This is a genomic window from Heyndrickxia vini (assembly GCF_016772275.1).
Classification (GTDB): Bacteria; Bacillota; Bacilli; order Bacillales; family Bacillaceae_C; genus Heyndrickxia; species Heyndrickxia vini.
The window spans coordinates 2,852,537-2,874,449 of record NZ_CP065425.1 but is presented as its reverse complement, the minus strand read 5'-3'; the positions used below and the strand labels follow the sequence as shown (position 1 = coordinate 2,874,449).

The following is a 21,913-nucleotide window of genomic DNA, read 5'->3' as shown; positions in this document are numbered from 1 at the left end:
AAAATAAGAGAATATATATTATAATAGTAGAATACGAGTTTAAAGTAGGAGATGAAATTATGTCTGTTCGCTTTGTCATTGGTCGTTCTGGAACGGGCAAAACAAGGTTTATTAATAATGAAATTCGAACAAAACTGATGGATGAGCCGAATGGTTCGCCAATCATATATTTAGTACCGGATCAAATGACTTTTTTATCTGAATATAGTTTAATTAAAACCCCTGGATTAGGGGGGATGATACGCGCACAAGTATTTAGTTTTTCCAGACTCGCCTGGAGGATCTTACAAGAAACAGGCGGCATCAATCGAATGCATATTACCAATGAAGGACTTAATATGCTGATTCGAAAAATTATTGAAGACAAAAAAGACGAGCTTAGGCTATTTGGAAGAGCCGCTGATAAAACAGGGTTTATTCATCACGTAGAAATGATGTTAACTGAATTTAAGCGATATTGTATCCATCCAGAAGATATTATAGGTAAGCAAGGGGAAATGGAGAATAATGGTTCAAAGGTACTTGCTGATAAATTACATGATTTAGAATTAATTTACTGTGATTTTGAGGAGAAATTAGCTAATAAGTATCTTGATTCCGAAGATTATTTAACACTGCTTGCGGAATCAATTCAGTCTTCCTTTTACTTACAAAATGCACAGATTTATATCGATGGATTTCATAGTTTTACACCACAAGAATATTTAGTTGTTGGTCAACTTATGAAAGTATGTAAACAAGTGACGATAGCCTTGACATTGGATCAGCCATTCCGAAACGAGATATCAAATGATTTACATTTATTTAGAATGTCTAGTGAGACTTACTTAACATTATCAGAACTGGCTTACGCTCATGGTGTAGAAATAGAAGATAATATAGTTTTAAAGAAACTAATTCGTTATACAGATGATAGTTTAATGCATTTAGAGGAGAATTTTGACAACCTTCCTGTGAAACCATATGATCATCAACCACAAGTTCAATTATTTCAAGCGGTTAATCGAAGAGCTGAAATGGAAGCAGCTGCCCGAGAAATCCGTGAGCTTGTAAGAATAAATAAATTTCGTTATCAGGACATTGCGATCCTAGTTCGGAACGGTCATGAATATCAGGAAATGCTTGAAACTTGTTTTTCTGATCACCAAATTCCATACTTCATTGATCAGAAGAGAACGATGTTAAATCATCCTTTAATTGAACTCATACGATCAACGTTAGAGGTTATAACTGGCTTTTGGCGATATGAATCAGTATTTCGCGCAGTGAAAACGGATTTGTTATTCCCACTCACCCAGTCTACAGAAAAACTGAGAGAAAAGATGGACTTGCTTGAAAATTACGTTCTAGCATATGGAATCCAAGGATCGAAATGGACAAGCAAAGATCGCTGGATTTATCGAAGATTTCGTGGTCTTGAAATGGAGCATTCGAGACAAACGGATAAAGAAAAAGAAATGGAACAAGAAATTAATAACTTGCGTTCATTAATAACAACTCCAATTATAAAGCTTTCAAAAAGGATGAATAAAGGTGTCAATGGAAGAGACTTCTGTGAGGCATTGTATTTATTTTTGGAAGAACTGGACATTCCTGCGAAGCTTGAAAGTTTAAGAAATCAGGCCGAGGATCACGGTAACTTATTATCAGCTAGAGAACATGATCAAGCATGGAATGCCGTAATCGAATTATTAGATCAATTTGTAGAAATATTGGGCGATGAAACAATAACAGTGAAAAAATTTGCAAGTATTTTAGATGCTGGGATCGAAGCCATGAAGTTTTCAATTGTGCCGCCGGCAGTTGATCAAGTACTAGTTGCAAACCTTGAATTATCGCGATTATCAGATGTTAAAGTCGCTTTCATTATTGGTTTAAACGACGGTGTAATGCCTGCAAAAATCAATGAAGAAGGCGTGCTTGCAGATTCTGACAGAGAAATGTTAATAACAAATGGAATGAAGATTGCCCCAAGCAGTAAAACAAGATTACTTGATGAGGAGTTTATCGCCTATAAAGCTTTTACTACACCATCACAGAAACTATATCTTTCATATCCAATTGCAAATGAGGAAGGAAAAGCACTTTTACCGTCTCCTTATATAAAACGAATGAAAGAAATTTTTCCGGAAATGATTGAGAAAATGATCGTTAATGATCCATCCGAATTAATAGATAAGGAGCAAATTGATTACATCTCACATCCAAATTCTGCGATTGCTTTTTTAACGTCACAGTTGCAATTGAAATTGAGAAAGTACCCGGTTGCTGATATATGGTGGGATGTTTACAATTTTTACTTTGAAAATTTGCAGCAGAAAAAACGAGCGAAACATGTGCTATCAAGTCTTTTTTATGAAAATCGGGCAAAGAAGCTTTCTGCTGAAACGAGTAAAGAGCTATATGGTGAAACGATTTTAGCCAGTGTGTCAAGAATGGAGCTTTTTCATTCCTGTCCATTTGCCCATTTTTCGACCCACGGCTTGAAACTTCATGAACGGGATATATTTAAGCTTGAAGCACCTGCTATTGGCGATCTATTCCATGGGGCATTAAAATGGATTGCTGAAAATCTTCAAAAAAACGGTATTTCTTGGTCAAATCTTACAAAAGAACAGTGTAATCTTTTGGCAAAAGAAGCTGTAGCTTATTTGTCACCAAGGCTCCAACATCAAATTTTATTAAGCTCAAATCGGTATCATTATATTAAAAGAAAACTTGAACAAGTTATAGGAAGAGCTTCAATAATACTAAGTGAACATGCTAAAGTAAGTGGATTCGCTCCAATTGGTTTAGAGTTGGGTTTTGGTCCAAAAGCTTTTTTACCACCGCTATCATTTACATTGAAAAATGGCGTGAAAATGGAACTGCAAGGAAGAATTGACCGTGTAGACAAGGCTCAAGATCAAAATGGTGTATATTTAAGAATTATTGATTATAAATCAAGTCAGCGAGAGTTAGATTTAACCGAAGTCTATTATGGCTTGGCACTTCAAATGCTCACTTACTTAGATATAGTCGTTACCCATTCAAAAAATCTTATTGGAACAGAAGGTTTACCTGCTGGCGTTTTGTATTTTCATCTCCATAATCCAATTATTAAAAGTAATCGAATATTAACGATGGATGAAATTGATGATGAGATATTTAAACGTTTTAAAATGAAAGGTCTGTTAATGGAAGATACAGATGTTATTAAGCTTATGGATCAAACATTGGAAACAGGCAGTTCAAAGATTGTATCGGCTGAAATCAAAAAGGACGGCTCCTTATCGTCTAGATCACAAGTAGCTTCAGAAAAGGATTTTTCGCTAATGAGTCATTATGTCAGAAATAGATACAAGAAATCAGGAAACGATATTACATCCGGAATCGTTGATATTTCACCATATAAGCTTAAAAAGAAGACGCCGTGTGAATATTGTTCATTTAAATCGGTTTGTCAATTTGATCAGTCATTAGAAAACAATGATTATCGATTATTAACACCGAGCAAACCAGAAGATATTCTATCGCGCATGAGAGAGGAGGTAGGAATCAATGAAAACATCGATACCATCTAAGCCACAAGATGTGACATGGACAGATGATCAATGGAAAGCCATTTATGCGAAAGATCAAAATATATTGGTTGCAGCTGCAGCAGGATCGGGAAAAACAGCAGTATTAGTGGAAAGAATGATACAGAAAATCATTGCTAAAGAAGACCCAATTGATGTTGATGAATTGCTGGTTGTTACATTTACAAATGCTTCTGCTGCTGAAATGAGACATCGGATCGGTGAAGCGCTAGAAAAGGAAATCATCAAAAATCCAAGCTCAACACGTTTACGAAGACAGTTAAGTTTGTTAAATAAGGCATCAATATCCACACTTCACTCCTTCTGTCTTGAAGTGATTCGAAAATATTATTACTTAATCGATATCGATCCAAGCTTTAGAATTGCCGATTCCACTGAGGCAGTTTTATTAAGGGATGAAGTTCTCGAAGAATTATTTGAAGATGAATATGGGAAAGAAGATAATGACTCATTTTTTAAGGTAGTAGACACATTTACAAATGATCGAAGTGATACAGCATTACAGGAGCTAATTCAAAAATTATATGAATTCTCCTGTTCCCATCCATTCCCTAATAAATGGTTAGATGACGTTCTTAACATGTATCATGTCGACGAAGAAACCGCAATTGAAGACTTGGCATTTATTGATATATTGCGTTTTGATATAAGGCTTCAACTACAAGGTGCGAAAGATGCGCTCGAGGAAGCAGTCGAAATGACGAAGCTTCCTGCAGGGCCGGCACCAAGAGCGGAAAATTATTTAGATGATCTTGCAATCGTGGAACGTTTATTACAGGCAAACGAAACATCTTGGCAAGAGTTGTACAATGAAATGAATAATTGGAGTTTTTCGCGTGCAAAAAGCTGTAGGGGAGAAGAGTTTGACAAACAGCTCGTCAAAGAGGCGGATGATTTAAGAAAAAATGCTAAAAAGATCTTAGAAAAGTTAAAAGAAGAGTTATTTTCACGTAAGCCTGAAAGTTTTCTTAAAGATATAAGTGAGATGAAGGAAAACGTTGCTTTATTAATTGAGTTAACGAAAATGTACGCCAATCGTTTTTCACAAATAAAAAAAGAGAAAGGAATAGTCGATTTTTCAGATTTAGAACATTACTGCCTCCGCATATTAATGGATTCCGAATCGACGATGGAAAATCCTAAACCATCTGTTGCAGCGCTGACATTCCGCGATCAATTTAAGGAAGTGCTTGTGGACGAATATCAAGATACGAATATGGTCCAAGAAACGATTTTAAATCTTGTAACACATGAAGGAGATTACAATGGAAACTTATTTATGGTAGGTGATGTGAAACAATCTATTTATCGTTTCCGGTTAGCGGAACCTAATCTATTTTTGGGAAAATATCATCGCTTTACATCAGATGGTGAAAATACGGGTTTAAAAATAGATCTTTCACAAAATTTCCGAAGCCGATCTGAAGTGTTAGCGGGGACTAACTTTTTGTTTAAGCAAATCATGGGGACTAATGTCGGCGAAATTGAGTATGATACACAAGCGGAGTTAGTGAAAGGTGCCGCGTATCCCGAAGACGAAGAATATCCTGTTGAACTAATTATTATCGATCAAGCGGATGAAAACTTACAACCCGAAAATGATGATGATAATGAGCATGTGACAGATGAGTTTGATCGCGCCGAATTAGAACAATCACAATTGGAAGCTCGGTATATGGCAAGAAAAATTAAACACTTAATAATGGAAAAGACTCCGGTCTTTAACCCGAAGACGGGGAGTTACCGCCCTATCCAATACCGTGATATTGTTATTCTCTTACGTTCAATGCCATGGGCACCGGAAATTATGGAACAGTTTAAACTTGAAGGGATTCCGATTTATGCGGATCTTCGGACAGGATATTTTGATGCAACCGAAATATCCATTATTCTTTCACTGCTAAAGGTGATTGACAATCCATATCAAGACATTCCAGTTGCATCTGTTTTGCGATCACCGATTTGTGGATTAGACGAAGAGGAACTATCGATTATTCGTATTCAATCGAAATATGGAACATTTTTTGAAGCAGTGAAAAATTTCACCTTAATGAAGCCTGCAGTTGAAAATGAAGAGCTTCATGAAAAGTTAACCACTTTTATTAACCAATTAAATCATTGGCGAAGTTTGGCACGCCAAGGAGCATTATCTGATTTAATTTGGCAATTATATCGTGACACACATTTTTATGATTATGTTGGTGGGTTGCCGGGTGGGAAACAAAGGCAAGCGAATTTACGCGCCTTTTATGATCGGGCAAGACAATATGAGACAACATCCTTTCGGGGATTATTTCGTTTCTTGCGTTTTATTGAAAGAATGCAAGAACGCGGAGATGATTTAGGTACTGCAAGAGCTTTAAGTGAGCAAGAAGATGTTGTTAAACTAATGACCATCCATTCTAGTAAAGGATTAGAATTTCCCGTAGTTTTTGTTGCAGGATTATCCCGAAAATTTAATATGATGGACATCAATCATTCCTATTTATTTGACAAGGAATTAGGCTTTGCAACCAAATATGTGAACATAGATAAACGAATTACTTATCCTTCTTTGCCACAATTAGCACTAAAGAGAAAGAAAAAGTTAGAGACCATATCTGAAGAAATGCGCGTACTTTATGTTGCTTTAACAAGAGCAAAAGAAAAGCTATTTCTTGTAGGAAGCTTGAAAAATGCGGAAAAATCTTTAAGTAGATGGGGTAAAACGTTAAATCATCAAGAATGGCTATTGAAGGATAATAATCGAGCCAAGGCTTCCAGTTATATAGACTGGATTGGACCAGCCTTGGTTAGACATGAAGAAAGTGAAACAATAGATAAAATAATTTCTCATAATAAATCTCTAATTCCAGCTGATATCGTTAAGCATCCGTCTCGATGGCATATCGATATAATCGATAAAATGAGTTTAATAGAAAACACGAGTGAAGATCATAAAAATGATGATACTTGGATTGAAAATGTTAAAGAGGGCAAGGTCGTTAATTTTGGCTCCTCACAAAAAAATGAGATATTAGAACGGTTATCATTCCAATATCCGTATGAAATGTCCACGAGGAAACGTTCAAAACAATCCGTTTCAGAAATTAAGCGTATGTATGAGACTAGGGATGCGGCAAGTAGTACTGATTTTTTAAGGAAAGTTAATAAACCAATATTCAATCGTCCTCGTTTTATGAAAGAAGAGTCATTATCACCGGCAGAACGCGGAACAGCGATGCATATGGTAATGCAGCATTTGCCGTTTAATGAAACACCTACAGCTGATAGCATTAAAGAATTGTTAGAGGAAATGAAAAGAAAAGAGTTATTAACAGGAGAGCAAATTGAAGTGATAAATATAAAGCAAATCCTGTCCCTTTTTTCTACAGATATCGGAAAAATGATGTTAGAGGCAAATAATATCCAAAGGGAAGTTCCCTTTAGTATGGCCATTCAGGATAAGGATTTCAATTTAGATACTCAATCGAATAATGATACAATTCTTGTTCAAGGGGTCATTGATTGTATTATTGAAAATGATGAAGGGATCTATCTGCTCGATTATAAAACGGATGGAATTCATGATCGATTTAAAGGTGGATTTGAAGAGGCGAAACCAATTCTAGAAAATAGGTATAGAATTCAAATTGATTTATATGAAAAAGCGTTAATGCAAATTTTGAAAAGAACAGTAGCAGGAAAATATCTTTATTTCTTTGATGGCGGACATTTACTGAAAATGTAGGAACAGTTTAGAAACTGTTCCTTTTTTTATTAAAAACTTAGTTATTTCCGGCAATCGGCTGATCGATAAGATTGGCATCAAATGTTGTGTTAAGGCTGAATCCGTTAGTGACCATAAATAATGCTCCTGTATTGACAGCCCCTGAGCCATTTGTCGTTTTTGAATTACTTTTTGGAGAGATAACGGCAGTATCTCCAAAATGTACAACAGCATTGCCCTCAACATTCACAACTTGTGTAGCTCCGACGATAGCAGGCATGAGACAACATCCTTTTTATAAAGAAAATAATCTTCTGTTGTAGTTTATGATAGACTCTTTATTTTGTGTCTGTTTTCTGGTACCTGTTCTAGCTGTCGAGTATGGTGGACTCTTGCTTCGAGATAAGCTCTTTTCGTGTTTCCAATATGGAAAATGGAACTTGTAGAGATACCAATAATTCTTACTTTTGACACATGAATAGAAGGATTAGCATTAAATCGATTAAATTGTAAGTTTTCTGTAATTGGCGGGATAGGAATCGGTTCAGTGAAGTTGGGGAAATCTTCATAATTTGCTTCAAATCCATAAAATAACTCCTTCTCCCTTTGAACGGCAAACACCTTTGCAACCGCATTGATATAGGAAGAATCCCCAATATGGAAACTGGATGCATAGAAAATATCATTAATTTTTACTTGGTCGACAATCGAGCTTCGATTCGCTTTAAACATTATTTCGGTACAAATGGAGTTAAAGGGCCAATAATTAATGATTCAGCAGGCGTGTCAAAGGTAGCTGCCTGTTGAATCGTTTCAGCATCACCAATTAAGAAGAGCGATGAACTTGCTATCCCAATAATCCGTATATTTTCAACATTAATATCTCGATTTATTACATTAAGTTCCATTCGGATCATCTCCATTCATAGATTGAGGTAATTTTGATACAAACATATAAACCGCTTGGTCGATATCTGCTTTCATTCTTGCAAAAAGTTGATTTGAAATATCTTCTTGGGATTCATTTTTGTGATTCTCCCCGGCTAGTATATTAATAAAATAATCAATTCGTTGTGGAATCTGTCTTTGCAAATCAGCAACAATGAAATCGCGATATTTCGTATCAAGCCTATAGCCTAATTGATCTTCTGTATCCTGGATTACTGAACTTAGATCCTTACTAATATATTGATTTATTCTTTCTAATAGGTTTTGTTTAAATGCCGGGTTCATTAAAAAGGCTTGCGGCATTGGTGAGGATGGAACGTCCATATCCTCAATATTATTTAAGTCGGCTGGATTAACGCCAATATTTAAAGTGCCATCAAGTTTTTCAATTTTTAATTGATCAAATTTATATTCTAGACGTTCAACATTTATAGGTGGCTTTTCTTTTAGTGATTGTATATCTTTAGATAAGTCTTCTAGCTTTTTCTCAAATTGGGAAATTTTTTTTTGCTGGTATTGGATATATTGATACAATTGTTGGATTTGTCTATTGTAATCAATCATTTGTAAACCTCCCTTTTTGCTGTTAATCTACAATCCACTAGGAAATAGAGCCATCATTCCTAAATGGAACGACTAATGGAGGGATGCCTTCTGTACCCGCTGCATGACTAATCACAGGTGCAGGTTCTGTGAAGCATCCAGTATCATATAGATAGGCAGCTGGTTTAATGATTCCTGCTGTACCAATTTGGAAAACAGCTGCATTGGATATTCCACCAATTTTAATCATTCGTATTTGAATTGTTTGTTGCACACTAATTTTCATATAATCACCTAATTAGAATGGCTATTAAACATTAAAATTAATTCCTTGATCGATTCCATCATTATCAAATGTATTTGTTGCGGATTGATGATTCTGAATAGCTAAGGTTTCTCCTGTATTAAATGAACCAGCTCCTGCAAATGTTTTTGCAGTTGAAATGGGAGTAAGTTGAAAAACATCACCGATATGAAATACACCGCTCGAACCAATGTTCATAATTTGAACGGCGCCAACAAATCCAGGCATGACCGTTCACATCCTTAAAGTAATTTATGAAATATCATATGAGTGATCAATCGAAATGTGATTAATTCGCCTAAATTATGAAGTCATTGTAAAATAAAAGAAAGTATGAGGAACAAAATTTTAATAAGATGGTGACATGATGGAAAACAAGTTACATCCAACCCAATCCTTTGAAAGGATCTCTTCATTAGATGGATTACGTGGATTTAGTTTATTGGGGATATTTCTCATTAATATGATGTCCTATGAATCTCCAATATTGTATTACAATCCGCAAGAATGGTGGCATGGAACAGATCAATCCTTATACAAATGGATTGAATTATTTGTACAAGCTAGCTTCTATCCAATCTTCGCAATGCTGTTTGGTTATGGGCTAGTATTAATTAGAAACAGATCAATTGAAAAAGGGGGTGAATTTAAGACAATTGCAGTAAAAAGGCTTTTCATTTTATTAATTATTGGAATCATCCATGCCTTTTTGATTTGGTCAGGTGACGTATTAATTAATTATGCTGTATTTGGTTTCATTTTAATTTTTTTATTGAAATTATCTGGGAAATCACTTATGGTTATTGGTTTATCACTGTTAGTTATACCTAATTTGTTTTTTAGTTTATATCTTATGATTATAACTCTTGTATCCTCCCAGGATATGAGCATGTATACTGATATTATGAATCTTACAAAATCAATGGAGGTATTTTCTTCAAGTGATTATTGGAATATTACTGTACAAAGATTTAAAGATTGGAAGATAGTTAACGGATCGTCCAATGTAATCTTCATCCTTTTTTCTGTCGTTCCGCTTATGATGATTGGAGCAGGCGCGGCTAAACGAAAGTGGTTACAAAGGACTCAAGGAGAGAGAAAGAAATGGTTATCCATCTTGATCCTATCTCTCCCGTTAGGTTTATTCCTAAAATCACTTCCTGTGTTTGTTGATTCCAATATGGCGTTTAAGTATATAGAACAATCATTAGGGGGCACAATTCTTAGCTTTGCATATGTGGCCATAATTGCTCTATTCATGTCGTATAAGTGGACTGGAAAATTATTGAAACCATTTACTGCGGCAGGAAGAATGTCATTAACGATTTACATTACGCAGTCTATTGTTGGAACATTTATTTTTTACGGATATGGATTAGGATTATATAGTAAACTTACACTGGGAACAAGTATGTTATTAGCAATCGGAATATTTATTATTCAAGTTGTACTTGCGGAAATTTGGTTTATGAAGTTTAAATTTGGTCCATTGGAAAAGATTTGGCGATATTTCACATACGGTAAAAATATTTGAGTTGATAATTTGATGAGGTGATTGGAAAATGAAATTTGTTAGTTTTGAATGGAATGGTGTCGAACAATATGGTGTGCTTTATGAGCAAACAAATGATATATTAAATCTTTCATCAGTTGTTGAAAATAGGGAGGATTTTAGTTTACCGCTTACTCTTATAGAAGGTATTAAACAAGGAGATTCTTTTATTGCTGAAGTAGATAGGGCATTGAGAAAATTAGAAAAAGAAAAGGAAGTCTTCTTAGTAAAAAGTGATTCTATTACTTGGCTTTCACCGATTCCACATCCTAAGAAAAATATTATGTGTGTTGGAAAGAATTATCGAGATCATGCGATTGAAATGGGAAGCGAAGCTGATATTCCGGAACATGTCATGGTCTTTACGAAAGCACCAACAGCTGTGACTGGTCATTTATCACCGATTGACGCACATTCAGACATTACAAATGAACTTGACTATGAAGGGGAGCTTGCTGTTATTATTGGTGTTGGAGGAAAAAATATTAAAAGAGAAAATGCATTCCAACATGTATTTGGTTATACGATCTTAAATGATATAACTGCAAGAGATCTGCAAAATCGCCATAAACAATTTTTTATTGGGAAAAGTTTAGATACTTCTTGCCCTATTGGCCCATGGATTGTTCACCATTCACAAATTCACAATGCCAATCAATTAAATATCACTACAAAGGTGAATAATGAAATCCGCCAAAATTCTAATACGAAGCATTTTATCTTTCCGATAGAAGAGATCATATCAACACTTTCTAAAGGAATGACACTTGAGCCAGGAGATATTATAGCGACTGGAACTCCTGCAGGTGTAGGTAAAGGTTTCAAACCACCTATATTCTTAAAGAAAGATGATGTAATTGAAATAAATATTGAAGGGATTGGAACTTTGACAAATAAGGTACAATAATCCAAAATCATATTAAAAATCTCATCGTTATGATAAGATATTTGAAACAATAGTAAAAGGAGGTTTTATTACATATGTATACTACTCATGCACATATTACAACTTGGGTTGTAGCAGTCATTTTATTTGTTATTGCCATTGCGCTTATTAAAAGTGGAAATGCAAAAGGCTCAAAAATAGTTCATATGATATTACGCTTATTCTATATTTTAATTATCGTGACAGGTGCGTTTTTATTCTTTAAATTTCAATCGGCTAACCCGGCATTATATGGAATTAAATTGTTAGGCGGATTACTAGTGATAGGGATGATGGAAATGATCTTATCACGAATGAAGAAAGGTAAAGGCACAGGACTTTTCTGGATCTTGCTGATTATTTTCTTTGTTGGTGTACTTTATCTAGGGTTTGTTGAACTTCCATTATAATATCTAAAAACGATAAAAATAAAACGAGGAATCCCTCGTTTTATTTTTGCATTTTATCAATAATTAATCTTTTTCCGGTACTTAAGGTAAATTCAAAACGATCATCTTTTTTATCTTCATGATGAAAATGATGATGTACTGCAAGGGCAACCTCTCCATTATCAAAAATAAGGATATTAACACCTTTTTTCATGTCAGTCGTATCTAAAAATGAAAGATGATTATGACTAAATATGCAATCATAGATAGAATATCCAAGTGAATTTAATGTATTTATGAAGTGAAAAAATATATCATCACTTAATTCGTCAAGGAGCATATCAAATGAGAACACAATTTGTTTTCTAATTCTAAGCTTCATTTTATCTAAAAGAAAGATTGATTCATTTTTATGTAGAATCCGTCCATCCGGCTCTAATTTTCCTTTTATCCATTTATGATGATAATAAATCTCTATTTCCTGATTAACATAGTGTTCAAGCATGGTAGCTTCGTCTGTTTCATTATCAAAAAATACCCATTGATCATTGATATTTTCAATATCTCCCTCTAAAAAAGCGCGGGATTGATGCTCTATTAATTGTAATCTTTGCAATTGATCCATCAATTTGCCTCCATTCATCATCATCTAACATCGTTTTAGACAAACAGAAGGAATTTCATACACAAAATCTGTCATATAAAATTCAAATTTTTTTAGATATTTTCTTGGATTCATTTGAATCAGTTTGACGTGATAAACGAGAAAGGATAATCTTATTTCGTGAGGAATAATTAGGAGGACGAAAAATGTTGAAAAAAGTTTTGGCATTTTGTTTCATTTTCATTTTGCTTTTTCAAACTGTTCCAGCAAATGCTGCTGAAAAAGTAAAACGAAACTGGCAAGATGAGACGATCTATTTTTTAATGGTTGATCGATATAATAATGGCGATGCCACAAATGATCGTAATGTAAAAGTTCTTGATCCAGTAGGCTTTCAAGGTGGAGATTTTAAAGGTATTATTGATAAATTAGATTTTATTAAAGACCAAGGTTTTACAACAGTAATGCTCACACCTATCTTTAAAAATGATGATAGAGGATATGATGGGTATCGGATTACTGACTTTTATAAAACGGATGACCACTTTGGCACCATCAATGATTTTAAAAAATTAGTAAGTGAAGTACATAAGAAAAAGATGAAGATTATCATTGATTTTCCGACGAATCAAGTAAGTGCCAACAGTTCTTTAGTAAAGGATCCAAAGAAGAAGAAGAAGTGGTTCTCAGAGGAAACAAATGATCAATTAGTATCATTTGATCATACAAATCCAGAAGTGAACCAATACCTTGTTGACGCTGCAAAATGGTGGGTAACAAAAACGGATATTGACGGGTATTTACTTAGTCATGCAAATCAATCGCCGACACAATTTTGGAAACAATTTTCTAGTAATGTGAAATCAGTAAAAAAGGATTTTTATTTATTGGGGGAAATTGACTCAAAAGACAATAAATTAGTGAAGCAATATCAACAGGCCGGGATTGATGGGACGTTGGATTTCCGGTTAAATCAGCCCTTACGTGATTCATTTGCAAATACTAATCAATCACTTAAAAAAGTACTTTCCATTGAAGCTGATAATAGAAAAGAATTTGATCAACCTTCATTAATGGGTGCCTTTTTCGATAATCATAATATGATAAGATATACGAGAGATATGGTGATAAATAAACAATTTCCGGGAACTAGATGGAAATTAGCGTTAACATATTTATACACCCAGCCAGAAATTCCAATTGTTTATTATGGAAGCGAAATTGCCGAAGACAGCGGTGGAGTTCCGGAAAACCGCAAAATGATGAATTTCAGAACTGAAAAAGAATTGATTGATTACATAACGATGATCGGTGAAATTCGTCAGCAACAACCAGCATTAACAAAGGGTTCAATGGAAGTCCTCTATGAAAAAAATGGAATGGTTGTTTTCAAACGACAATATAAGGATCAAATCAATCTTATTGGTATAAATAATACTGATAAAACGCAAGTAATTAAATTATCTAAGGATCAATTGCAGAACGATAAAGAGGAATTACGAGGGTTAATTAGTGGCGGTGTTGTCCGAGCAGAAAATGGGACTTTTAAGCTCGCCTTCGAAAGAGAAACCTCTGAAATCTATAATGTTGTTGAAAAAACAGGTATAAACTTTATGTTTATCGCCATTTTAGTTCTAATTTGGATCGTATTTTTCGCATTTTTATTTATTGTCTGGAAGCGTGGAAAACAGAAAAAGATTCAATAAATGAAAAAGGAAAACCCACTATGATTAATAATGGGAATTCAATTTTGAGGTGCAGATAGAAAAAATAAAGGTTTAAATACCTAAAAAACATCTGAATGAAAATAAAAAAGCGATGGCAAAAAGACATAAGAATTGACGTATGAATTGGCATACGTCTTTTGTTTTATCTATCAAGTTTTCCGTTTGGAGTACCGATTTTATTGAGCTTTTTTATAAGCCGGTTGATAAAAAGTTTCTTGTTCCCGCATCTATTTGTTTAGGGATCAGGTTAGGCACCCGAGATGATAATTAAGCGGAGAAATTCCGCTTAACTAGTATTTTTATTAAAAAAAAGCCAAAATAGACGGAGAAATTCCGTCTATTTACTCAAAAAATGTGAAAAGAGGGACTATCGCTTGGCATAATCGGAAAAACTCCGCTTATTTCCTCAAAAAACGTACTCCATTCTGTATTTAACCGGAAAAACTCCGGTTATTTTACTTTTAAGGTTACTCGATTAAGAACAAAACATCTTATTTAAAAGGGAGTTAGGTTACCTCAAAAAAATAAAAGAACCTCGATGAACTGTATCACGAATTAGCAATTTTACTTATTTACCCATTGACAATCGTACCGCCGTTAACATGCAAAATTTGTCCAGATACATAGCTTGAATCCTCGGATGCTAAATAAACATAGGTGGGCGCAAGTTCGTACGGTTGACCAGGCCGTGATAATGGGACGTTGGAACCAAATGTTTCTACTTCATCTTCTGTGAATGTGGAAGGGATGAGTGGTGTCCAAATAGGACCCGGTGCTACTCCATTTACCCGAATTCCCTTACTCGCTAATGATAGAGCTAATGATCTTGTGAAAGATACAACGGCCCCTTTTGTTGCAGAATAATCGATTAATGTTTTATGACCTTTATACGCTGTTACGGAAGCTGTATTAATAATGGAGCTCCCTTTTTTTAAATAAGGAAGGGATGCTTGTACCATATAAAAGTAAGAAAAAATATTCGTTTGAAATGTTTTCAATAGCTGACTGGATGGTATATTTAAAATAGTCTGCTGCGGATGCTGCTCCCCGGCATTATTAACCAAAATATCGATGTGACCATAATGTTCAATCACTTGCTTCACTATGGATTGACAATGATTTTCTTCACCGACATCTCCACGGATAAGTAGGCATTTTCTATTTTCTTTTTCAATTAATTCTTTTGTTGTGGATGCATCTTCATTTTCGTTTAAGTAACAAATGGCAATATCTGCGCCTTCTTTTGCAAAATAAATAGCGGTTGCTTTTCCAATGCCGCTATCACCACCGGTAACAATGGCAACTTTACCTTGAAGTTTCCCGCTACCTTTATAGGAGGGATCAATTGATTTAGGAAGTGGATTCATTTCTGATTCAATTCCCGGCTGCTGATTTTGATGTTGTTTTGGCATTGTTTTTTTTGGTTGATTATTCATCAAATCACTCCTTCGTTTGCTAAAATATGATAGAAAGGGGGAATTATAAATGGATATTTCTATTCGTGAAATTAATAGAGAAGACGCTGAAACGCTCCTTCATCACACTCAATTAGTGTTTACCCAATCCTCATTCTTATTAACAACACCCGAGGAATTTAGATTAAACGTTGAGCAGCAACGAGAATGGATCATTCAACAATCATCCTTAGGAAATTTATTATTAGGTTGTGAAGTCAATGGCAGAATCGTAGGTTTTTTAAATGCTTCTCGTTCGCAGCGGAAGCGAGTAAGTCATAATTGTATGTTTGGCATTAGCATTCAAAAAGAGTATTGGAATAAGGGAATTGGAAGAAAAATGTTGCAATATATGATTGAATGGGCTGAAAATCACCCAATAATTGAAAACGTATCTTTAGAAGTATTTGCCCATAATGAAAGAGCCATTCATTTATATAAATCATTTGGATTTTCTGAGGTAGGACGAAAGAAAAAACATATCAAGTTTGAGGATGGAACATACGTTGATGAAATATTGATGTCTAGGTTTGTAAAATAAAAAGAATGGGGTTGAATAACCCATTCTTCATCTTATCTATAATTAACAAATTGTACATCAATCGGTAAGTCCGCTTCTCGAATAGCTGCAATTATTTTTTGCAAATCATCTCTGCTTTTTCCAGTTACCCGAATTTGATCATCTTGAATTTGGCTTTTTACTTTTACGCCGCTATCTTTAATGATGGCGTTGATCTTTTTCGCGTTATCCTTATCAATCCCTTGAATAAGTTTCGCACGTTGTCGTACAGTACCGCCTGATGCCTTTTCTATTTTGCTATAATCAAGATTTTTAACGGGTACTTCTCGCTTAATTAATTTACTAAAGAGAACATCCTTTAATTGATTCATTTTAAATTCATCATCAGAAACGAGCACTAATTCCTCTTTATCAAGACTAATTTCACTTTTGCTGCCTTTAAAATCATAACGAGTTTGAATTTCCTTCGTTGCCAAATTAATTGCATTGGTAACTTCTGAGAAATCAACATTTGATACAATATCAAACGAACTATCTTTAGCCATAAATATCCTCCCAATTAGGTAAAGTTTTTAATTAAAAAATATCAAATAACCAGTGGAAAGTCCAACCATTCATTTATTCGCCAGTAATTTTACTCTAAAGAAAAACGCTTGGTCATATTTTTTTACATATTTCTCTATTTCTGCATTTGAATTATAGTGAGAAATATCTTGTGCTTCTATTGTTCCATCCTTTGATTCGATGATCATTCCGACTGTTATTGGTTTCCCTACTTGTAATTGTTTGCTTTCCTGTATAGCGACCGATAATTCGCCACTATTTTGATTAGAAACAGGTACTTCAAAGTCCATTTTTGTATATCCGCTTTCATCAATGACAGAGATAAAGAAGTTCTCTGATTTTTTACCTTCTGTATTTGCTGCTTTATGAAAGATAATTTTATATTTCTTATTTTTATCTTTTTTTCTCCATTTGTTACCAGTATCACTACCTTTAGATAAGGTTTCAATCTTTTTTCCTTTTTCATAATGATCCACCCAATATTCCAGGTACGTCGATCTTTGGGCTAATTGAACATCAAAAATAAATTGTTTTTCTATCCCAACCGCCTCAAGCAAACTTGCTTCGGATTTTGTTAATTTTGCAGGTTTTATTGTATTTTTCTTTGCGGTTTCCACCTGATTTGAACAGCTTGCTAACAAGCATAAACAAATGATAAATATTATGTTTTTCCCCTTTTTCATGTATTCCTCCATAGAAGTGTATTTAAATTATTTCTATGTAAATTATATAACGATTGGTAAGCACTGGCAAAATAAAAACAAGGCAAGGGATGCCTTGTTTTTTATTTTGCTGTCCAGCTCAGCGGCTAGCCCCTTGAGGTCAAATAACATTCGGCAATAAACGTCAAAAAGCGGCCTTTTTTTGCCAAATGTATTTGCTTGTCGGGGCTGATCAAGGCGCTTACGCTTTTCTTATAAATGATCTGTTTTTTTCGAGTACTGATTTTTCCCTGCTTGGCGATTTTTTTCTCTTTCCATGTTTTTTTCGTGTCTTAGTGCATTATTGTCTTTTGCTTTTTTATCATTATCAGATGTATGTGGCATAAACGTCATTCTCCTTTCAACGTATAGCTTTTCCTTTTGAAAGAAGAATATGAACGCTATTTTTTTGCGTTTAAGAAGAAAAGAGCAAGTGTCCCTGGTCCTGCATGGGAGCCGACCACAGAGCCAATAATATTAATATAAAATTCTTTTGTACCAAAGCGTTCTTGAATCAATGATTTTAATTCAAGTGCCGATTGCTCATCGTCACCATGGCTAATACCAACTAGTTGATTTTCTAAATCAACGCCTCTTTCTTCCATCACATCAAGCATTCTTTTAAGAAGTTTTTTCTTTCCACGATGTTTTTCAATTGGTATAAGTTTCCCGTCTTCCACATGAAGAAGGGGTTTGATATTTAATAGCCCGCCGAGGAAGGCTGATGCTTTCGAAAGACGACCTCCTTTAGCAAGGTAGTCAAGATCATCAACGGTAAATAAATGCTCCATATGCTGAGATCGGAACTCGATATCCTCGATAATTTCTTCTTTAGATGCTCCGGATTTTACTAACTCAGCTGCTGCTTTCACAACAAGACCAAACCCGATGGAAGCGCATTTCGTATCGATGATTGTTAAATCTAGGTCAGGATATTCTTCTTTTACCTGTTCATGTACCATTACAGCAGTTTGGTATGTTCCTGATAATGCAGACGAAAAAGCAATATAAATTCCTGCTTCCTTTGATTTAGCCTGTTCAGTAAATAATTTATGAAAATAATCTGGAGTTGGCTGAGATGTTTTTGGCATTTTTCCCGCCCTAATTTCTCGAAACACTTGTTTAGGATCAATTGTTTTCAAATCTTCATATTCCGTACCATCTATGTATACGCTTAGAGGAATTAAATCAACTTGATTCTCTTCAAAAAAGGATAGTGGTAAATCACTCGCACTATCGGCAAAAAGTTTAACTGTCATCCGTTTCACCTCTTAAATTAATATCGATGAAAAAATAATTTTACATTCAGTGTACCATTTTCGGGGAAAATGACAATCATTTCAGTATGAACTTTAAAGAATTGGGTAAATCAATAATGAGACGAGGAGGTTATATATGAAAATCAATTCACTTTCAGAGCATATAAAAAAACTTGTAATCGTGTTTATTGGAGCTATCTTAAATGCTTTTGCTATGAATTACTTTTTAAAACCAGCAAATGTATATGCAAGTGGATTTACAGGAATATCTCAATTATTATCAAAAATTATCACTCAATTTACTCCATTAAACGTATCAACGGGATTATTATTGTTCCTATTAAATATTCCGGTCGCTATTTTAGGATGGAAAAAGATCGGCAAAATGTTTACATTATACAGTTTTATATCGGTAGTATTTATGTCTCTCCTTCTTGAAATTATACCAATTCAGCAATCATCTAACGATATCTTGCTTTATTCCATTTTTGGAGGAGTTATTTCGGCTGCCGGTGTTGGAATTACCTTAAAGTTTGGTGCATCTACTGGAGGACTTGATATTATCGCAATGGTTTTATCAAGGATGAAGGATAAACCTGTTGGAAATTACTTTTTTATTTTAAATGCGGGAATTATCATAACAGCAGGTGCAGTTTATGGATGGGATAAAGCATTGTATACGCTTTTATCATTATATGCATCAACAAGAGTAATCGATGCCATTCATACGCGGTTTCAGAAGCTTACCGCTATGATCGTTACAAAAAAATCGGACGAATTAAAAAAAGCAATTCATGGGAAATTAGTTCGGGGAATTACAATGATTCCTGTAAAAGGGGCTTTCTCAAATGAAGAAAGGCAAATGCTGATGATCGTTATTACGAGATATGAGCTGTATGATTTAGAACACATCATAAAGGAAGTTGATCCACAAGCATTTACAAATATTGTCCAAACAACTGCAATTTTTGGTTTCTTTCGAAAGGATTAAGAAGTAAACTATGGAGGAAGGAAAGTTAAAATTGAAAAAATTAATTGTGTTTTTCTCTATATTGATAATTACTTGCTTGATACCATTACAAGCGAAGGCTGAAAGGGATGGTTTATCAATGATATCGTGGAATGTCCATCTAACACCAAAGCCGAATCAACTAGATATTGAATTAATTGTAAGCAATACTGGGGATAGTGATGTCACATTGGAGTTTCCAACTAGTCAATATTATGACTATTCTATTTACGATGCCAGTAATAAAGAGATCTTTCGATTTAGTAAAGGACGATATTTTTTGCAAGCGTTTCAATATGTCAATCTTCCAAAAGGAACGAATAAAGTTTGGAAAAGCAGTTGGGATTATACATCACAAGGTAAAAAGCAAGAAGAAGGAATGTATATGGTAAAGGCAACATTACTTCCTACTAAAATTAATGGTGAACGTCCTACGAAAAGGTATGTGGCGTCAACAGAATTTTCAATCCCGTTATTTAAGGATTTTACTATTAAAAAATTGGATAATGGTGTGATTGTCACAGGAGAGACATTTCATCCACTAACGGGATATTCATACTCCGTTGATGATGGTCATAATGAATTAATAAAGAAAACACCGTTAAACACAAAGAATGAGGAATTTGCTTTAGAGCTTCCAATTCAAACACATTCGTATATTCTTACCATTTATAATGAGGAGGGAAAGCCGGTTTATGTCGGTAGTTTTTAAGCACAAATAGCTGCCAAAAAGGCAGCTATTTGTGTTATTGCAATTGATTTAATTCATTTTGAAGCTCTTGTAATTGTTGTTGTTCAGCAAAGGTAGAATTTGCACGAGCAGATGATAAAGCATTTTTTGCTTTTGCAATCATCTCATGCTGACCGCTGCCGGTAGCATCTTTAGCTAATTCTACCATTTGTCTCGCTTGTTGAAACAATCTATTCGCCATTATTCTATTCCTCCTAATGAGGATTCCTTCATATATTCAACCTGGCGTTCTTCGGCTTCAGCTAACGTGGAGCGATATGGAAAGCGCTCAGCATGTTTAGATACCGCATCTTTTCCTTGTTGAACAAAGCGTTTAGACTTGTTTCTTTTACCCAAACGAAACACCGCCTTTTTTTTATCTTAGTGAACGAAGTTGTAATGACCATGACCCGTTCGTTAATAGTATGAAACATATTAAAGGAATTACAACGAGAAAAAATTGGGATATCAAATTTTTAAATGCTGATAAAGGCGCTTCCGCTTTCTAATTTAAGTTAAAAAAGTCTTCCAAAAAGACAGAAACCCCGTCATCCATATTGGAAAAAGTAACTTCATTTGCAATGTCTTTTAACTGTTTAATGCCATTTCCCATTGCTACACCAATTCCGGCATATTCTATCATTTCTAAATCATTATCCTCATCACCGAAAGCAATGATATTTTTTTGTTCAATATTATAATGCTTAGCCACACGTTCAATGCCAACCGCTTTATTCAATCCAGATTTGACTATTTCAATGATATGCCATGGTGCTCCCCAACGACGATGATCAATAACCTCTGCATGTACTTCACTTAAATGTTCACGAATATAAGGCACATCTTTTTCTTCTGCATGAATTAACATTGATGTTGGATTATCGGTCAAAAACTCGCCCAGATTACCAGTCGTAATTTTCGGATTCCCCATATTAAATACATCGAGAAGTTTTGCATCATGATAATGGAGATAAACATTATCCAATACTTCCGCGACAATATTGTGGATATGATATTGATTACATGATTCAACTATTTCCTTTGCAACATTCAATGACATTGGGCTGTGATATAACCCCCAGTTCGCATCTTTTGGATGATGAACAAATGCACCATTAAAGTTTACAATAGGTGTATTTAATTCTAATTCATGATAATATTTAACACTAGAACGGAAAGGTCTTCCCGTTGAAATCATCACGATATGCCCTTCTTGTTGGAGCTTTTTAATTGTTTTCAACGTTCTTTCAGAAATTATTTTATCATCAGTTAAAAGGGTCCCGTCCAAATCTAATGCGATTAAAAATTGATTGGTCATAATTGTCTCCTTTATTATGTAATATTGAAAAATCAACTGTTTACTACAATATACTAAATTATCCAATCAATTAGAA

At 34.4% G+C, this 21,913-nt stretch carries 24 protein-coding genes; 9 read left to right on the top strand and 15 right to left on the bottom strand.

Features of this window, described 5'->3' with window-relative positions; all coding sequences use genetic code 11:
* Nucleotides 1-59 precede the first annotated feature (59 nt).
* Both addB and addA read left to right on the top strand, forming a co-directional pair.
* On the top strand, nucleotides 60-3,563 hold the full coding sequence (gene addB, locus I5776_RS14425) for a helicase-exonuclease AddAB subunit AddB (protein WP_202777081.1): 3,504 nt from the start codon (nucleotides 60-62) through the stop codon (nucleotides 3,561-3,563).
* The gene (addA, locus tag I5776_RS14420; protein WP_202777080.1) at nucleotides 3,541-7,311 is read left to right on the top strand and encodes a helicase-exonuclease AddAB subunit AddA; all 3,771 of its coding nucleotides are present in this window, start codon (nucleotides 3,541-3,543) and stop codon (nucleotides 7,309-7,311) included. The genes addB and addA overlap by 23 nt, the downstream gene beginning before the upstream one ends.
* A gap of 37 nt (nucleotides 7,312-7,348) precedes the next feature.
* On the opposite strand, the gene I5776_RS14415 is transcribed toward addA, so the two are convergent.
* The 6 genes from I5776_RS14415 to I5776_RS14390 are packed head-to-tail and all read right to left on the bottom strand — an operon-like array spanning nucleotide 7,349 to nucleotide 9,313.
* Complete coding sequence (locus I5776_RS14415; protein WP_202777079.1) at nucleotides 7,349-7,570, bottom strand: spore germination protein; 222 nt, start codon at nucleotides 7,568-7,570, stop codon at nucleotides 7,349-7,351.
* Between the two features lie 44 nt (nucleotides 7,571-7,614).
* Nucleotides 7,615-8,022, bottom strand: a complete 408-nt coding sequence (locus tag I5776_RS14410) for a spore germination protein GerPE (RefSeq protein ID WP_202777078.1) — start codon at nucleotides 8,020-8,022, stop codon at nucleotides 7,615-7,617.
* Nucleotides 8,022-8,198, bottom strand: a complete 177-nt coding sequence (locus tag I5776_RS14405; protein ID WP_202777077.1) for a spore gernimation protein GerPD — start codon at nucleotides 8,196-8,198, stop codon at nucleotides 8,022-8,024. Before I5776_RS14405 ends, I5776_RS14410 begins: the two co-directional genes overlap by 1 nt.
* Nucleotides 8,188-8,802 carry a spore germination protein GerPC gene (gene gerPC, locus I5776_RS14400; protein WP_202777076.1) on the bottom strand — a complete coding sequence of 205 codons (615 nt, stop codon included), beginning with the start codon at nucleotides 8,800-8,802 and terminating at the stop codon, nucleotides 8,188-8,190. Before gerPC ends, I5776_RS14405 begins: the two co-directional genes overlap by 11 nt.
* A 37-nt stretch (nucleotides 8,803-8,839) precedes the next feature.
* Nucleotides 8,840-9,067: a spore germination protein GerPB gene (locus I5776_RS14395; RefSeq protein ID WP_202777075.1), complete on the bottom strand. Its 228-nt coding sequence runs from the start codon at nucleotides 9,065-9,067 to the stop codon at nucleotides 8,840-8,842.
* A gap of 24 nt (nucleotides 9,068-9,091) precedes the next feature.
* Nucleotides 9,092-9,313 carry a spore germination protein gene (locus I5776_RS14390; RefSeq protein WP_202777074.1) on the bottom strand — a complete coding sequence of 74 codons (222 nt, stop codon included), beginning with the start codon at nucleotides 9,311-9,313 and terminating at the stop codon, nucleotides 9,092-9,094.
* A 139-nt stretch (nucleotides 9,314-9,452) separates the two neighbouring features.
* Between I5776_RS14390 and I5776_RS14385 the strand changes: the two genes are divergently transcribed.
* The 3 genes from I5776_RS14385 (at nucleotide 9,453) to I5776_RS14375 (ending at nucleotide 11,972) form a co-directional block, all read left to right on the top strand.
* Nucleotides 9,453-10,619, top strand: coding sequence for a DUF418 domain-containing protein (locus I5776_RS14385; RefSeq protein WP_246483797.1), 1,167 nt, complete (start codon nucleotides 9,453-9,455; stop codon nucleotides 10,617-10,619).
* Between the two features lie 28 nt (nucleotides 10,620-10,647).
* A complete protein-coding gene (locus I5776_RS14380) occupies nucleotides 10,648-11,544 on the top strand; it encodes a fumarylacetoacetate hydrolase family protein (RefSeq protein ID WP_202777072.1) in 897 nt (298 codons plus the stop codon).
* Nucleotides 11,545-11,618: 74 nt separating this feature from the next.
* Complete coding sequence (locus I5776_RS14375; protein WP_202777071.1) at nucleotides 11,619-11,972, top strand: YisL family protein; 354 nt, start codon at nucleotides 11,619-11,621, stop codon at nucleotides 11,970-11,972.
* Between the two features lie 40 nt (nucleotides 11,973-12,012).
* Here the strand turns inward: I5776_RS14375 and I5776_RS14370 are convergent, their stop codons facing one another.
* Nucleotides 12,013-12,576, bottom strand: a complete 564-nt coding sequence (locus I5776_RS14370; RefSeq protein WP_202777070.1) for a DUF2777 family protein — start codon at nucleotides 12,574-12,576, stop codon at nucleotides 12,013-12,015.
* A 185-nt stretch (nucleotides 12,577-12,761) separates the two neighbouring features.
* Between I5776_RS14370 and I5776_RS14365 the strand changes: the two genes are divergently transcribed.
* On the top strand, nucleotides 12,762-14,261 hold the full coding sequence (locus I5776_RS14365; RefSeq protein ID WP_202777069.1) for an alpha-amylase family glycosyl hydrolase: 1,500 nt from the start codon (nucleotides 12,762-12,764) through the stop codon (nucleotides 14,259-14,261).
* A 593-nt stretch (nucleotides 14,262-14,854) separates the two neighbouring features.
* Here I5776_RS14365 and I5776_RS14360 read toward each other — a convergent pair.
* Nucleotides 14,855-15,718, bottom strand: coding sequence for an SDR family oxidoreductase (locus I5776_RS14360; protein ID WP_202777068.1), 864 nt, complete (start codon nucleotides 15,716-15,718; stop codon nucleotides 14,855-14,857).
* A 49-nt stretch (nucleotides 15,719-15,767) separates the two neighbouring features.
* Here I5776_RS14360 and I5776_RS14355 point away from each other — a divergent pair, with 49 nt between their 5' ends.
* Nucleotides 15,768-16,277 (top strand): GNAT family N-acetyltransferase, encoded by a 510-nt coding sequence (locus I5776_RS14355; RefSeq protein ID WP_202777067.1) that lies wholly within the window; start codon nucleotides 15,768-15,770, stop codon nucleotides 16,275-16,277.
* 32 nt (nucleotides 16,278-16,309) lie between these two features.
* On the opposite strand, the gene I5776_RS14350 is transcribed toward I5776_RS14355, so the two are convergent.
* The 4 genes from I5776_RS14350 to I5776_RS14335 form a co-directional block, all read right to left on the bottom strand.
* On the bottom strand, nucleotides 16,310-16,801 hold the full coding sequence (locus I5776_RS14350; RefSeq protein ID WP_202777066.1) for a YajQ family cyclic di-GMP-binding protein: 492 nt from the start codon (nucleotides 16,799-16,801) through the stop codon (nucleotides 16,310-16,312).
* Nucleotides 16,802-16,870: 69 nt separating this feature from the next.
* Nucleotides 16,871-17,503 (bottom strand): hypothetical protein, encoded by a 633-nt coding sequence (locus I5776_RS14345; RefSeq protein WP_202777065.1) that lies wholly within the window; start codon nucleotides 17,501-17,503, stop codon nucleotides 16,871-16,873.
* Between the two features lie 231 nt (nucleotides 17,504-17,734).
* Nucleotides 17,735-17,866, bottom strand: coding sequence for a DUF3941 domain-containing protein (locus tag I5776_RS14340; RefSeq protein WP_202777064.1), 132 nt, complete (start codon nucleotides 17,864-17,866; stop codon nucleotides 17,735-17,737).
* Between the two features lie 56 nt (nucleotides 17,867-17,922).
* Nucleotides 17,923-18,780, bottom strand: coding sequence for a DegV family protein (locus I5776_RS14335; RefSeq protein WP_202777063.1), 858 nt, complete (start codon nucleotides 18,778-18,780; stop codon nucleotides 17,923-17,925).
* A 136-nt stretch (nucleotides 18,781-18,916) separates the two neighbouring features.
* Here I5776_RS14335 and I5776_RS14330 point away from each other — a divergent pair, with 136 nt between their 5' ends.
* The gene (locus I5776_RS14330) at nucleotides 18,917-19,771 is read left to right on the top strand and encodes a YitT family protein (RefSeq protein WP_202777062.1); all 855 of its coding nucleotides are present in this window, start codon (nucleotides 18,917-18,919) and stop codon (nucleotides 19,769-19,771) included.
* Nucleotides 19,772-19,802: 31 nt separating this feature from the next.
* The gene (locus I5776_RS14325) at nucleotides 19,803-20,501 is read left to right on the top strand and encodes a BsuPI-related putative proteinase inhibitor (RefSeq protein WP_202777061.1); all 699 of its coding nucleotides are present in this window, start codon (nucleotides 19,803-19,805) and stop codon (nucleotides 20,499-20,501) included.
* 34 nt (nucleotides 20,502-20,535) lie between these two features.
* On the opposite strand, the gene I5776_RS14320 is transcribed toward I5776_RS14325, so the two are convergent.
* From I5776_RS14320 to I5776_RS14310, 3 genes are all read right to left on the bottom strand, one after another.
* Nucleotides 20,536-20,721, bottom strand: a complete 186-nt coding sequence (locus tag I5776_RS14320; RefSeq protein WP_202777060.1) for a DUF3813 domain-containing protein — start codon at nucleotides 20,719-20,721, stop codon at nucleotides 20,536-20,538.
* Nucleotides 20,721-20,876, bottom strand: coding sequence for a hypothetical protein (locus I5776_RS14315; protein ID WP_165797763.1), 156 nt, complete (start codon nucleotides 20,874-20,876; stop codon nucleotides 20,721-20,723). The genes I5776_RS14320 and I5776_RS14315 overlap by 1 nt, the downstream gene beginning before the upstream one ends.
* A gap of 148 nt (nucleotides 20,877-21,024) precedes the next feature.
* Nucleotides 21,025-21,837 carry a Cof-type HAD-IIB family hydrolase gene (locus tag I5776_RS14310; RefSeq protein WP_202777059.1) on the bottom strand — a complete coding sequence of 271 codons (813 nt, stop codon included), beginning with the start codon at nucleotides 21,835-21,837 and terminating at the stop codon, nucleotides 21,025-21,027.
* Between the last annotated feature and the right edge of the window lie 76 nt (nucleotides 21,838-21,913).